This is a genomic window from Gemmatimonadaceae bacterium, assembly GCA_040882285.1.
Taxonomy (GTDB): domain Bacteria; phylum Gemmatimonadota; class Gemmatimonadetes; order Gemmatimonadales; family Gemmatimonadaceae; genus JACDCY01.
This window is the reverse complement of the sequence record JBBEBQ010000005.1, coordinates 434420-448403: the sequence shown is the minus strand read 5'-3', so window position 1 is coordinate 448403 and position 13984 is coordinate 434420. Positions and strand designations below refer to the sequence as shown.

12 protein-coding genes are annotated in these 13984 nt (G+C 66.9%); 4 read left to right on the top strand and 8 right to left on the bottom strand.

Annotated features, from left to right (window positions below; genetic code table 11):
- Nucleotide 1: 1 nt before the first annotated feature.
- The 8 genes from WEA80_02955 to WEA80_02920 all read right to left on the bottom strand — a co-directional run bounded on the left by WEA80_02955 (nucleotide 2) and on the right by WEA80_02920 (nucleotide 9241).
- Nucleotides 2–502, bottom strand: coding sequence for a HyaD/HybD family hydrogenase maturation endopeptidase (locus WEA80_02955; protein ID MEX1185523.1), 501 nt, complete (start codon nucleotides 500–502; stop codon nucleotides 2–4).
- Nucleotides 499–1323 carry a Ni/Fe-hydrogenase, b-type cytochrome subunit gene (cybH, locus tag WEA80_02950; protein ID MEX1185522.1) on the bottom strand — a complete coding sequence of 275 codons (825 nt, stop codon included), beginning with the start codon at nucleotides 1321–1323 and terminating at the stop codon, nucleotides 499–501. Before cybH ends, WEA80_02955 begins: the two co-directional genes overlap by 4 nt.
- On the bottom strand, nucleotides 1320–3035 hold the full coding sequence (locus WEA80_02945; protein MEX1185521.1) for a nickel-dependent hydrogenase large subunit: 1716 nt from the start codon (nucleotides 3033–3035) through the stop codon (nucleotides 1320–1322). The genes cybH and WEA80_02945 overlap by 4 nt, the downstream gene beginning before the upstream one ends.
- Nucleotides 3028–4170 (bottom strand): hydrogenase small subunit, encoded by a 1143-nt coding sequence (locus WEA80_02940; protein MEX1185520.1) that lies wholly within the window; start codon nucleotides 4168–4170, stop codon nucleotides 3028–3030. Before WEA80_02940 ends, WEA80_02945 begins: the two co-directional genes overlap by 8 nt.
- A gap of 131 nt (nucleotides 4171–4301) precedes the next feature.
- Nucleotides 4302–5357 (bottom strand): hydrogenase expression/formation protein HypE, encoded by a 1056-nt coding sequence (hypE, locus tag WEA80_02935; protein ID MEX1185519.1) that lies wholly within the window; start codon nucleotides 5355–5357, stop codon nucleotides 4302–4304.
- Complete coding sequence (gene hypD, locus WEA80_02930) at nucleotides 5354–6478, bottom strand: hydrogenase formation protein HypD (protein ID MEX1185518.1); 1125 nt, start codon at nucleotides 6476–6478, stop codon at nucleotides 5354–5356. The genes hypE and hypD overlap by 4 nt, the downstream gene beginning before the upstream one ends.
- Nucleotides 6479–6515: 37 nt before the next feature.
- Nucleotides 6516–6842 carry a HypC/HybG/HupF family hydrogenase formation chaperone gene (locus WEA80_02925; protein MEX1185517.1) on the bottom strand — a complete coding sequence of 109 codons (327 nt, stop codon included), beginning with the start codon at nucleotides 6840–6842 and terminating at the stop codon, nucleotides 6516–6518.
- A 377-nt stretch (nucleotides 6843–7219) separates the two neighbouring features.
- The gene (locus WEA80_02920) at nucleotides 7220–9241 is read right to left on the bottom strand and encodes a 3-hydroxyacyl-CoA dehydrogenase/enoyl-CoA hydratase family protein (GenBank protein ID MEX1185516.1); all 2022 of its coding nucleotides are present in this window, start codon (nucleotides 9239–9241) and stop codon (nucleotides 7220–7222) included.
- 138 nt (nucleotides 9242–9379) lie between these two features.
- Here WEA80_02920 and bcrC point away from each other — a divergent pair, with 138 nt between their 5' ends.
- The 4 genes from bcrC to bcrD are packed head-to-tail and all read left to right on the top strand — an operon-like array spanning nucleotide 9380 to nucleotide 13960.
- Entirely contained in the window at nucleotides 9380–10564 is a 1185-nt protein-coding gene (bcrC, locus tag WEA80_02915) for a benzoyl-CoA reductase subunit C (protein MEX1185515.1), read from the top strand.
- Nucleotides 10564–11838: a benzoyl-CoA reductase subunit B gene (bcrB, locus tag WEA80_02910; GenBank protein MEX1185514.1), complete on the top strand. Its 1275-nt coding sequence runs from the start codon at nucleotides 10564–10566 to the stop codon at nucleotides 11836–11838. Before bcrC ends, bcrB begins: the two co-directional genes overlap by 1 nt.
- Nucleotides 11835–13106 (top strand): benzoyl-CoA reductase subunit A, encoded by a 1272-nt coding sequence (bcrA, locus tag WEA80_02905; protein MEX1185513.1) that lies wholly within the window; start codon nucleotides 11835–11837, stop codon nucleotides 13104–13106. The genes bcrB and bcrA overlap by 4 nt, the downstream gene beginning before the upstream one ends.
- Nucleotides 13103–13960 (top strand): benzoyl-CoA reductase subunit D, encoded by an 858-nt coding sequence (gene bcrD / locus WEA80_02900; GenBank protein MEX1185512.1) that lies wholly within the window; start codon nucleotides 13103–13105, stop codon nucleotides 13958–13960. Before bcrA ends, bcrD begins: the two co-directional genes overlap by 4 nt.
- Nucleotides 13961–13984 lie beyond the last annotated feature (24 nt).

The window sequence follows — 13984 nt, the reverse complement described above, 5'->3', positions numbered from 1 at the left end:
CTCATCTCATGCACGACGCCGCCGGTTCGCGAGGCGAGCAGCGATGCCCCCATTGCACCAGGCGAGCGATCACAGCTCCGATCGCGGCGTCCACAGCGCGATCCACTTCCGGGCTGAGTTCGAGTGACATCTCTACCGACAGCGGCTGGACACCGATCGCGACCGTCTCTGTCGGAAGGTTGCCGCGCCACTCAGCGGTCGCGAGGACGTCACGCATGTCTATCTGATGCGGGGAAAGCTTGCGGGTGAGGTAGATCGGCAGCCGGTCGCGCTCGAGCACGACGACATCACCCGGCTTGGCGTCCGCTGCGATGGCGTCGAGCAGCACCACACGGTCGGAGTCCTCGATCAACGGGAGGAGGGACATTCCCCACGTGCCACCGTCGGCCAGCTCGACGCCTTCCAGCGTCCACTCGTCGCGAAGGCGCGCGAGCGCAACGAGGCCGAAACCGTCGTCGCCCATCAGCGGATTGCCCAGACCGATCACGGCGCTGCCGCTCATGCGTCCTTCTTCGGATCAGGGTGCTCGGGCGTCGGCCACGGATGCGCCGGCACCTTGCTGATATCGTAGTCTTCGTACGTCTCGTCCGTTGACACGTAACGGCCGCCGGTGATGATCGACGACACCCTTCCTACGCGGTCGACGTAGTCGGAGCGAAGCGTGAAATAGACGTGTAGCACAGCGAAGATGATGTAACCCCAGGCCAGCACGTGGTGAACGAGCCGCACGACCTGGAGTCCGCCGAGGAGCGGCGGGACCCACGCAAACGCTCGGAAGATGATTCCGCCCGGATTCGATTGTCCGTACATCGTGAACCCTGTCACGACAGTCACGATCGTCATCAGATAGAGAATCGTGTACGCGTACTGTTGCAGGGGCTCGTGCCCTACCATGCTCGACTGTTTTTCCGGACGGAAGGTGAGGTACGCGGTCGCTGTTCGTACTGTCCTCCTGAGGTTCTTCGGCGTCACGGGGAAGAGCGCCGGGAATCGCTCGAAACGGTTTCCCGCGAAGAGCCAGTAGACGCGCACGATGCCGGTCATGACGAGCACTGCAGCCGCAGTGAAGTGGGTGAAGCGCACGCGGCCCATGAGATAGTGGGCACTCGCCTCTCCCGACGTCATGAAGTACGGGCGACCGATGTAGAATCCTGTCACGATCAGCACGACGATGCACGCTGCCGCGACCCAGTGCATGGCACGAAGTGGCGCACCCCACAGGTACACCCAGGTGAAGTTGCCTCGCTCGCGGGAAAGTCCGCGCCCAAGACCAAACAACCCGGGTCGCCGCGATCCCGTTGCTGATTCTCCGCGGGCGGTCATTGCACTTTCACCTCCACGACCTCCCTGCCCGTAGCGTCGAGTACGTGGACGCCGCACGCCATGCACGGATCGTAGGAATGAATGGTCCGCAGGATCTCGAGCGGCCGTTCGGGGTCGACGAGCGGGTGATTGTCCTCCAGCGACGCCTCGTACGGACCCGCTTGTCCCTGCGCGTCACGCGGCGAGCAGTTCCAGGTGGACGGCACTACGCACTGGTAGCGGGCGATCTTGCCGTCCGCGATCTGCACCCAGTGACCAAGCGCTCCGCGCGGCGCGTCGAGATAGCCGTAGCCTTCAGCTTTCGCCGGCCACGACTCCGGCTCCCACTTGTCCTTCGTGAACGTGGCGACATCGCCGTTGCGAATGCGGCCGGTGAGTTCGCCGAGCCACTGTTCCATCTTGCGCGCGAGCAGAACCGTTTCGATTCCGCGCGCAGCGGTGCGCCCGAGCGTGGAGAAGAGAACCGCGGGACCGACGTTCAGCTTGCCGAGGGTCTCGCCTACCATCGCCTGGACATCCTTATGGCCGCTCGCGTATGCGACGAGCATCCGGGCGAGTGGCCCCACCTGCATCGCCCGCCCGTCGTACCGCGGCGCCTTCATCCACGTGTACTTGGTCTCGTCCTGCAGATACGTCCACGGCGGCTTGGGGCCGGTGTACTTCGGAGTCGTTTCCCCTTCGTAAGGATGCAGCCCAACCGCGTCTCCTTTCTCATACTCGTACCAGGAGCTGTGGATGTACTCGCGGACTTTCTGCGGGTCGTACTCGTGGACCTTCGTGAGGTCCTTGTCGAGGATGATCCCGCGCGGAAAGTAGAGCGAGTCGAGGTCCCGCACGTCAGCCTCGGGGAACTCGCCGCACGCGAGGAAGTTGGGCACGCCACCGCCAATGGCGCCCCAATCTTTATAGAAGCCGGCGATGGCGACGAGGTCGGGCCAGTACACCTGCTCGACGAAGGCCCGCGCCCGCGTGATCATCCCCGTGAGGTCGGTGATGCGCTCGGCGTTGATCGTCGCGGTGCTGTCAATGTTGATCGCCGACGCCATGCCGCCCACCAGGAAGTTCGGATGTGGGTTCTTGCCGCCGAACACGGTGTGGAGGCGAATCACGTCGCGCTGCCAGTCGAGCGCCTCGAGGTAGTGTGACACCGCGAGCAGATTGACCTCGGGTGGCAGCTTGTACGCCGGGTGACCCCAGTAGCCGTTCGTGAAGATGCCGAGCTGGCCGGTGCCGACGAACTGCTTGAGTCGAGTCTGCACGGCTCGCAGCTGGGCTTCTCCATTATTCGGCCATGGCGACAGCGATTGCCCGATCTTCGCCGCCGCGGCAGGGTCGGCCGAGAGCGCGCTCACCACGTCCACCCAGTCGAGCGCATGCAGGTGGTAGAAGTGGACGACGTGATCCTGGATGAACTGCATCCCGTGCACGAGGTTCCTGATGGTGTTCGCGTTTGCGGGAATCCTGATGTTCAGCGCGTCTTCCACAGCGCGGCAGCTCGCTATGGCGTGGACGGCGGTGCACACGCCGCAGATCCGCTGGGTGAAGGCCCACGCGTCGCGCGGGTCGCGCCCCTGCATGATGATCTCGATGCCGCGGAACTGCGTTGACGACGCCCACGCCTTCGCGATCTTCCCGTTCTCGGACTGCGCCTCGATGCGCAGGTGGCCCTCGATGCGGGTGATCGGATCAACGACAACCCTGGTTCTAGCCATCGTCATTCTCCGTTTCGGTTCCGGTCTCCGGCACCTGGTGGGTCGCCTTGCGGCGCCTGATCTGCGTGAACACAGTGGCGGCTGCATGTGCCGCGACACCTGCTGCCGCACCGACTGCGAGCGCGGCACCGATCGTGTCGACGCGCTGTTCAACAGCGAAACCGCCAACGTTCGGGAGGCGCCCGTAGAAGGGCGTCATCGTATCCCAGAAGTGCGGCTCGGTGCAGCCGATGCAGGGATGGCCGGCGCCTATGGGCCAGCTCGTGCGCGTATTCCACTGGAAGATCGGGCACGGTGAGAACGTCGCCGGGCCCTTGCATCCCACGGAGTACAGGCACCATCCCTTGCGTGCTGACTCGTCGTCGAACGACTCGACGAACTGTCCTGCGTCGAAATGCGCGCGGCGCGTGCACTGGTCGTGGATTCGTTTGCCGTAGGCGAAGAGGGGCCGCCCCTCGCGATCCACGGCCGGCAGGCGCCCGAACGTCAGGTAGTGCACGACCGTCGCGGTGATCACATCCCCGATGGGTGGACAGCCCGCGATGTTCACGATCGGCCGGTTCTTGATGATGTCGCGCACGCCCACCGCGCCCGTCGGGTTGGGACGCGCAGCCTGCACGCTCCCCCAGTGCGCACACGCGCCGACGGCAAGGATCGCGGCGGCGCCGTCAGCCGCTTCTCGCAAGAGATCTTCGGCGGTGCGCCCACCAATCACCGTGTAGATCCCGTCTTCCTTCGTGGGGATCGACCCAGTGACGACGAGGATGTACTTCCCCTTGTTGGCGGCCATCGCGCTCTGCCTGGCGCGTTCGACAGCGTCGCCCGCACTCGCCATGAGCGTGTGGTTGTAGTCGAGCGATACGACGTCGAGGAGAAGATCGCCGATGGTCGGGTCGGCGGTGCGGAGCACGCTCTCGACACAGCCGGTGCACTCCTGCAACTGCAGCCAGATGACGCTCGGCCGCTTCACCGATTCGAGCGCCCTGGCGATGCGCGGGCCGGCGGCGATCCCGAGACCAAGTGCGACAGCGATCTCGCTGCAGAACTTCACAAAATCGCGGCGCGAGACACCGTGCGATTCGAAATGCTGGGCCAGGGTTTCACCTTCGGTCCAAGCGTACGCGGAGGGAGTCATCATCGGAACCTCGGGATGGCGTGAGTCACCTTACGACACGATGGGCGGTGCGACTGTAAGGGAAAGGAGGAATGGACGTACGGGTTATCCGCGCACCGCGAATCGCCGTGAATCCGGAGTGAAATGTTCCCCTAGCATATGCGAGGGAGCTGGTCCCCCGGCAGAAGGTCAACGATGCGTGTACCGCCAAGCGAGGTGCGCAGGGCCACCACGCCGGGGTGCGCCGCGATCACGCGGCCGATCTGGAGCGCGCCTGCACCCAGAGGGTGCGAGCGCAGCGCCGCCAGCACACGCTCGGCGTCGCGGGCGGGGACGAAGGCGAGCAGGATGCCCTCGTTGGCTACATAAAGGGGGTCGAGCCCGAGCACTTCGCACGCAGCGCGTACGTCGTCCGGAACGGGAAGTACGGTCTCGTCAATTTCGACACCGACCCCGGATGCTGCGGCGATCTCGTTGAGCGCGCTCGCCACGCCGCCGCGCGTTGGATCGCGCAGCACGTGCACGTCGACGCGCGCCGTGCGCAGGCGCTCGACGAGGCCGACCAGGCAGGTACTGTCGCTGGTGATCGTCGTCTCGAACGCCAGCCCTTCACGCGCGGCCATGATCGCCATGCCATGGCGGCCGATGGCGCCGCTCACGATCACTGCATCGCCGGCCCGCGCGCGCTCCGGCGCCGGGCGGAATCGCGCGTCGGCCGCCCCGATGCCAGTGGTATTGATGTAGAGACCATCGGCCTTGCCGCGCTCCACGACCTTCGTGTCACCGGCCACGACGGGCACCCCCGCCAGGCTCGCCGCATCCGCCATCGAGCGAACGATGCGGTCGAGGATATCGAGAGGGAGCCCTTCCTCGAGCACGAAGCCAGCCGTCAGGCACACGGGCCGCGCCCCCATCATGGCGACGTCGTTCAGCGTGCCGTGCACGGCGAGCGACCCGATGTCGCCTCCCGGGAACTCCAGCGGACTCACGACGAACGTATCGGTCGAGACCACGACCTCGACTCCCGCGACATTCACCACCGAGCCGTCGCCGAGCTGCGCCAGGGCCTCGTTGGCGAGCGCCGGAAGGAAGCGCTGGCGAAGCAGCGCCGCGCTCATCTTCCCGCCGGAGCCGTGGCCCAGTTGCACACGGTCGGAAGCATCGAGCGGCGCCGGGCAGGCGAGCGTGACCGAACTCACGGCCGTCACGACACCGCTCCTGCCGCCGCGGGGTCGCCGGACTCGCGGTACTTCGCGAGATGGTAGTACGCCGCGCACGCACCCTCGGTGGATACCATGAGCGCGCCAAGGGGGCGCTCGGGAGTGCAGCGGGTGCCGAACGCGGGGCATCGCGGCGGCTTGAGCTTTCCCGTGAGCACTTCGCCGGCGTGGCACTCGGAGGATTCGTTCACGTGAACGTCGCCCAGGCCGAACTTCAGCTCCGCGTCGAAGGCGGCGAACTCCGGCCGGAGCCGCAAGCCGCTCATCGGGATCTCCCCAATGCCGCGCCATTTCCGGTCGGCGAGCTCGAAGACTTCCTGCACGCGCATGCGGGCCGCCGGCGTTCCCTCACGCCGCACGGAGCGCACGTATTGGTTCTCCACGATGTGTCGGCCGGCCTCGAGCTGCTGCACCGCCATCAGCATCCCCTCGAGAATATCGAGCGGCTCGAACCCCGTGACGACGATCGGGACGCCATATCGCATCGCGAGGGGCTCGTATTCCGTCCATCCCATCACCGCGCAGACGTGGCCGGCGGCGAGAAACCCCTGCACGCGGTTGTCCGGCGATTGCATGATCGCGCTGATCGCGGGCGGGACAGTGACGTGCGAGACGAGCACGCTGAAGTTCGGCACGCCGAGCTCGCGGGCCCGCCAGACGGCCATCGCGTTCGCGGGGGCCGTGGTCTCGAACCCGACGGCGAAGAAGACCACTTCGCGGTCCGGGTTGCGACGCGCGATCTCGAGCGCGTCGAGGGGCGAGTACACGATGCGCACGTTGCCGCCGCGCGCGCGAACCTGTTGCAGGTCGCAGTCGCTGCCCGGCACGCGCAGCATGTCACCGAACGAGGTGAAGATCACGTCGGGACGCGCGGCAAGCATGAGCGCCTTGTCGATCTGCTCGAGCGGGGTCACGCACACCGGGCAACCGGGTCCGTGGATCATCTCGATCGCGCCCTCGAGCAGCTCGTCGAGCCCCTGCCGCACGATGGTATGCGTCTGGCCACCGCACACTTCCATGAGCGTCCACGGGCGCGTGGCCGTGCGCTTGATCCGCTCGATCAGCGGGCGCGCGATCGTCGCGTCTCGGTACTCGGTGAGGTACTTCACGGTGCCCGGCCCCGCGCTGCCGCGGTGGTTGCCATGGTCAGGTTCCTTGGGTCAGCGTAGCTCCGCCCGGCGCGGGCGCAGCGGATTGGCCGGCGAGCGCCGCATCGGCCACCTCGCCAATCCAGTCGAGTTCGTCGAGTCGGCTCATCTCACGGAGCACTTCGAAGGTGCGGCGCGCCTCGGATTCGTCGACCTTCGAGATCGCGAAGCCGACGTGCACGATCACGTAGTCCCCCACGCCGGCGTCGGCCTGCACGTACGACAGGCACACCTCGCGCCGCACGCCGCCGAAGTCCACCACTCCCATGGGAAATCCGCCGTCGTCCCGAAGCTCGACAATCCTGCCAGGAATGCCCAGGCACATCGCACGCCCTCCGCGTGATGATCATGCGAACCAGCTCGCGACGACCAATGTCCGGCCCCCGCGCCGATTGTCACGCCCAGACGATAGGACGCGGCGGCAGTCAGCACTCCAGGCCTTAACCTGATTTTCCGACAGGGATTCCCCTATACATGCCGCGCTGATCCCCGAATCCGCTCCCCTTCCCGCCCGATAACATCTGCCGTACGACGCATTTGTGCGGGCCACACCGCGGAATCGGAGATGACGACGATACTCGGCGTGCCGGGCGGTGTGGGACCACACCGGAACGTGCCATTTCGGATCGCGACCCCGCCGGTCCTCGCGAACATAGGCCTGCGCGGAGAAACCGTGCTTCTCGGGAATTCGTTCTTATCAGCTCACCGATGCACGAACTCCGCCTTCGACCGCGGGCCGTTGGCGAGGAAGTTCCCGACGCCGATCCGCATGTCCTCCGTCGCGCAGCACGCCCCGAACATCTCGGATTCGACCTGCAGGCCGTCGGCAAGCGGTTGGTTGCAGCCTTCGAGTAGCGCGCGGCACAGCAGTCCGTCGATGGCCCGGCTCCGGTGTCCTATCTCTACCGGGGGAAGAATCGCGGGCGTCGGCATCGGGCCTGGATCGAGCACCGGCAGCGTGACCTCGCCACGGGCGGCTGCGCGCGCGAGCTCGATCGCCCGCTCCACGACGTTGCCGTCCACCTCCTCGCGGATCAGGCCGCATGCGACCGCCTCCGCTCCCGACAGGCCACGCCCCGTGCGCAGCATCTCGGCGGCCTTCTCCATCCCCACCAGTCGCGGGAGGCGCTGGGTCGCACCAGCGCCGGGGATGATGCCGAGGTTCACTTCGGGCTGTGCGGCCGCCAGTGCGAGACCTTTGCGCGCGACGCGCGCGGTGCAGCACATGGCGAGCTCATTGCCCCCTCCCAACGCCGAGCCGTTGAGCGCGCACACGACGGGTTTCCCCAGCTGCTCGATCAGATTCCCGGCGCGCTTCGAACGGTCCGCTGTCTTCGTGCCGTGCACCGGACTCTCGATCCGCGCCAGGAAGTTCACATCGGCGCCGGAGACGAACGAGTTCGTGCCAAAACCGGTCAGCACTACGGCTGCGATTCTCGGGTCCGAACGTAATGCGACGAAGTGTTCGTACAGCTGCTCGAACACGTCTTCGTTGAGCGCGTTGAGGACCCGCGGGCGGCGAATCGTGAGCACGGCCACGTCGCCCGTGTCGCGCCTGAGCACGTGCGAGACGCGGAACGGCCGCCCCGCGCTGGCTTGCGCCGAGATGCAGCGCGGCACGGCAAAGCCGGGATGATCCGCGGCGTACGCTTCTACCAGCGCCAGCGCCCGGGGAGCTCCCAGCTCGTTCATCAGCTCGAACGGCGCCCGCATCGCGAGCCCGGTCTCGACCGCGACCTCGAGGTCGGCGAGAGAGATGATTCCGCTGTCGAGTATCTGTCCCACGAGTCCGAAGTACGCGCCGCGCATGGTGTCGCGGATCCGCTCCTCCCGCTCCGGCGACAGCTCGACTTTCTCGTCCCGCCCGGGCACGTCCCACGGCTTGCCGGAGGCCATCGCCTCCTTCATTAGTTGCGGCGAGCGCCACCACGGTCCCAGCTTCGACGTCATCTCGTCCAGCGCGTGATCGGTGATTGGGTTGCCGCCGGTGAGGTTCATCGCCGTGAACGGCCCCACCCCCATGCCGAGTGCAGCGCGGGCCGCGGCATCGACTTCCTTGACGGAGCCCAGGCCGGCTTCCACCGCGAGGGCCGCGGCGAGGAATAGCCCCTCGAACACGGGGTTCACGGCGAAGCCGTACCGCCCGCCGACCCTGACGGGCACCTTGCCGATCTCCTCGTACAGCGCCAGCAGGGCGTCGACCAGCACGGGCGCGGTCTGGCTTCCCGGGATGATCTCCACCAGATGGTTGCGGTCCGCCGGGAAGAAATAATGAATGACCAGCGCGCGGGCGCGCGTGCCGAGCTCCGCGAAAAGCTCGTCCGGCTCGATGTGCGACGAGTTGGACGCCAGGATCGCTTCGGGTCCGCACAGCTCTTCCAGCTCCGCGAAGATGCGGCGCTTCACCTCGAGGTTCTCGGTGGCCGCCTCGATGACGAGGCCGGCGCCGCGCAGCTGCTCGTAGTCGCTGGTGAACGAGAGGAGACGGGCCATGCTCTCCGCGGCTTCGGGGGTGAATGCGCCGCTCTCCCGACCCTTGGCGATCTTCCGGTCGGCCTTGGCGCGCCCGCGCTCGACCGCCTCGGCGGAAACGTCCACCACGACGACGGGGACGTCCCGGGTGTGCATCGCTTTGGCGAAGTGCAGCGCGATGTCGGGGCCGATCTGCCCGGACCCGATGACTCCGATCTTGTCGATCTGGAAACCACTGAAGCGGTATCCCACGGCCGAGTTCTCCGGTTGATCTGAGGCTCAACGTGCGTTCCAGGGGCGGCTGGAGCAATCGCTATTGACACCGGCCGCCGGCCAAGCCCATATGTAGTATATCGAACGTCCGTTCGAAATTCGAGAGGGAGGTTGGGCATGGCCGCTGGACACGCCCCGACGCGCGCCGCGCTGGTGGAAAAGGCCCGCGACATCTACGACGACCTCGACTTCGGTGCCGTCCGCCGCTGGCTCGCCGAGCATCCGGGATGCAAGGCGGCGGGCTACCTGCCCGTGTACGTGCCGCGCGAGATCATCCACGCGTGCGGGCTGCTGCCTGTGGGCATCCACGGCGGCGGCGACCGGCTCGAGATCATCCGCGGCGACGCCTTCTACCAGTCCTACATCTGTCATTTGCCGCGCTCGGTCATCGAGCTGGCGCAGTCCGGGCGGCTGGACATGCTGTCGGCGGTGCTGTTCCCGTCGACATGCGACGTGATCCGCAACCTCTCGGGGATGTGGAAGCTGCTCTACCCCGAAGCGTACGTCCGCTACATCGACGTTCCGCAGACCCCGGACAGGGAGGTGGGAGCCGACTTCTGGGAGAGCGAGCTTCGGCGGCTCGTGGACGACCTCGGAGCCGTATCAGGCCATCACCCGACTGACGCCGACCTGCGCGCGTCGGTGGAGCTGTACAACCAGACCAGGGCGATGGTTCGCGCGCTGTACACGGCGCGCCGCGAGCGCCCGTGGGACCTGCCAAGCGAGGAGCTGTACGTGCTGCTTCGCGCGGGGGAGATGATTCCCCCGGAAGAATTCATCGAGCTGGCGCGGGAGTACCTCGCCGCGGTGGAGGCGGAGCCCGGGCGGCCGCGCGACAACAGCCGCGTGGTGGTGGTCGGCGCCTTCTGCGAGCAGCCGCCGCTGGGCCTCATCATCTCGATCGAGCGCGCCGGATGCTACGTCGTGGACGACGACTTCCTCCTCGGCAACCGGTTCCTCCTCCGCGACGTGCCGCTCGACGGCGATCCCGTGCGCGCGCTCGCGGAGGCGTTCGTCTCCAGCGACCAGTGCACGTCGGTGCTGTACGAGAGCGATCCGCTGGGGAAGAAGCGCGTCATGCAGGAGCGCGTCGCCGCCGCCGGCGCCGACGGGATCATCTTCGCGACGCCGAGCTTCTGCGACCCCGCGCTGCTCGACCAGCCGATGCTCCGCAACGGCGCGGAGAAGGCGTGCATCCCGTGCATCGCGTTCAAGTACGCCGAGAACACCGGACAATTCCAGCAATTCCGCGAGCAGGCCGGAACGTTCGCCGACTCGATCAAGCTCTGGGGGGCCGCCTGATGGCCGAAGCGCTGAAAGACCGCTCGATGCTGCTGCAGAAGGAGATGATCGCGCGCCATTTCGAGCGGCTGGCCCGCGCTCCGGAGACGGGCGAGCCGGTGGTGTACACATTCGTTCCGGGGAATCTCACCGAGCTGATCCGCTCCTTCGACGCGCTGCCGGTGCTGCCGGAGATCAACGCGCTGCAGTCGGGGATGCGCAAGCTGTCCGGCGACTACATCGCGGAGGCGGAGCGCGCGGGCCATTCGGAGGACGTCTGCACCTACGTGAAGTGCGACATCGGGATGATGCGCTCGGGCAACCTGGGTCCGGGCGGCTTGAAGCTGCCGAAGCCGGACCTGCTGCTACTCTCGTACACGGGCTGCTACACGTTCATGAAGTGGTTCGAGCTGCTGCGCGAGGAATACGACTGCCCGACGGTCATGTTCCATGTGCCGTATCAGGGTGACGGCGTGCTCGAGCCGGAGCATCGCAGCTACATGCTGCGGCAGCTCAGGGAGCAGGTGATTCCCGCGCTCGAGAAAGCGACCGGCCGCAAGTACGACGAAGACAAGCTGCGCCATAATCTCGCGCTGTCCGCGCAAGCCGAGGACGACCTGGTGGCCGTGCTCCAGGCCGGAAAGAACAGGCCGAGTCCGATCGACGGCTACTTCGGCACCGTGTACTACGTCGGCCCGATCTTCAGCGCGTTCCGCGGAACCGAGGAGGGCGTCGAGTACTACCGGACCCTGCGGGCGGAAGTCGAGGAGCGCGCGGCGCTCGGGCTCGGACCGATCACCCCCGACGGACCGCTCGAGGGGGAGCGCTATCGCCTGGTCGTCGAAGGCCCGCCGAACTGGACGTCGTTCCGCGACTTCTGGAAGATGTTCTCCGACGAGAAGGCAGTCGTGGTCGCGTCCACGTACACGAAAGTCGGCGGCACGTACGACTTCGGCTTCCGGCACGATCCGGACGATCCGCTCGGCACCCTCGCCGACTACTGCAGCGGCTGCTACACCAACCTGAACCTGCCGTCGCGGATCGACATGATCTCGCGCTACATCGAGGAATATCAGGCCGACGGATTCCTGATCAACTCGGTGAAATCGTGCAATTCCTTCTCGGCGGGTCAGCTGATGATCCTCCGCGAAGTCGAGAAGCGCACCGGCATACCCGGAGCGTTCATCGAGTCCGACCTGGTGGATCCGCGCTACTTCTCCGCCGCGAACATCAAGAACCGGTTGGAGAGCTACTTCCAGATGATCGACGCGCGGCGACTCGGGAAGACAGCATGAGCTGCGTCGTCGGCATAGACCTGGGCTCGACCACCACCAAGGCGGTCATCCTCGACGAGAACTGCGAGGTGCTCGGGCGCGGCATCACGAACTCGCGCTCCAACTACGACCTCGCGGCCGCGGTGGCGAGGACGGAGGGATTCATCAACGCGCGCTTCGGCCTCGTCGAGCAGCAGCTCCAGGCGACGGAGACGGCGGCGATGGTGAGCCGCTTGCGCCGCGCCTTCGTGATGGAGCAGATACTCCAGCAGCTGCGCAGGCTGGAGCAGCTGATGCTCGAGGAGACCGAGCGCTCGGCGCCGGACCACCTCAAGTCCGCGTTCAGGGCGAGCATCGAGGAGATCTGCCGGCGGATCGCGGTGGAGGAGGAGCAGCGCTTCAAGCAGCCGCCGATGCTGCGCTCCGATTTCTTCCGCGACGCGGCGGGCTCGGCGTTCATGCGTATCGCCGAGCAGCTCGCCGATCCCGCGGGCGTCAGCTTCGACCGGCTGGTGGGCGTGTACGACAAGTGCATCATCCGCGTGGAGAACGAGCCGCTCGACCTCGACTTCCGCGATCACATCGGGGACGCGCTGCGGCGCGTGGGCAACCCGCCGGGGCTCGCCGACGCGGTCGAGTACGCCGTGGCCAGGGACCTCGAGCCGTCGTACACGGTGGGAACCGGCTACGGTCGCGCGCGCCTCCCCTTCCCGAAGGAACAGATCCGCTCCGAGATCCTGTGTCACGGTCTCGGCGCGCACGCGATGTTCCCCGGCACGCGCACGGTCCTCGACATCGGCGGACAGGACACCAAGGCGATCCAGGTGGACGAGCAGGGGATCGTGACGAACTTCCAGATGAACGACCGGTGCGCCGCCGGCTGCGGTCGCTACCTCGGCTACATCGCCGACGAGATGAACCTCGGCCTGCACGAGCTGGGGCCGCTCGCCGAGCAATCGAAGCGGTGCGTGAAGATCAACTCCACGTGCACCGTGTTCGCCGGCGCCGAGCTGCGGGAGCGTCTCGGGCTCGGCGAGAAGCGCGAGGACATTCTCGCCGGGCTGCACCGCGCGATCGTCATTCGCGCGATGAGCCTGCTGGCCCGCTCCGGGGGAGTGTCCGACGAGTTCACGTTCACCGGCGGAGTCGCCAAGAATCCCGCCGCCGTGCACGCGATTCGTGATCTCGTCGGAGAGAACTACGGCGAGCGGACGCTCAACATCTCCCCGGACAGCATCTACACGGGCGCGCTTGGCGCGGCGCTCTTCGCCAGCAGGATAGCGGCATGACACACATCTCGGCAGGAATCGACGCGGGCAGCGGCGCCGTCAAGGTGGCGATAATGTCCACGGACGGCGACATCGATGGAACGGTCCTGTCGCAGGAGTCGGCGCGCATCCGGCGGCGGGAAGTCGCCAAGGTCGTGGACGAGGTGTTCGAGGCCGCGGTGTCGGCGGCGGACGTGGGCGAGATCCACTACGTCGCCACCACCGGCGAGGGAGCGGATTTTCCATTCGCGACGGGACACTTCTACGGCATGACCACCCACGCGCGCGGCGCGCTGTTCCTCGATCCGCGCGCCCGCGCGGTGCTCGACGTGGGCGCGCTGCACACCCGCGCCGTCGCGATGGATGCGCGCGGCCGCGTGCTGGATTACAAGATGACCAGCCAGTGCGCGTCCGGCTCCGGCCAGTTCCTCGAGAACATCGCGCGCTACCTCGGCGTCTCACACGACGAGATCGGGCAGCTTTCGCTGGAGGCGCGGCAGCCGGAGAAGGTGAGCTCGATCTGCGCGGTGCTGGCGGAGACCGACGTCATCAACATGGTGTCGCGCGGAATCACGACGCAGGACATCCTGCGCGGGGTGCACGAGAGCATGGCCGACCGGTTCGTGCGGCTGCTGCGTTCGCTCCAGTTCGACGGCCCCGCGTTCGTGAGCGGAGGGCTCGCGTCGGACGTCGGGTTGCTCGGCGCGCTGCGCGACGGCCTCGCCAAGAAGGCGGGCAAGACCAGCGCCCCGCTCGAAGTCGTGACGCATGCGGACGCGATCTTCGCCGGCGCCATCGGCGCCGCGCTGTGCGGTGGATTCAGGTACCGGAAGCTGGGCCAGGGAGGCGTCGCGTGGGCCGCCGCTACAGCATAGTCCCTACCGTCCCGGGAACGCGCG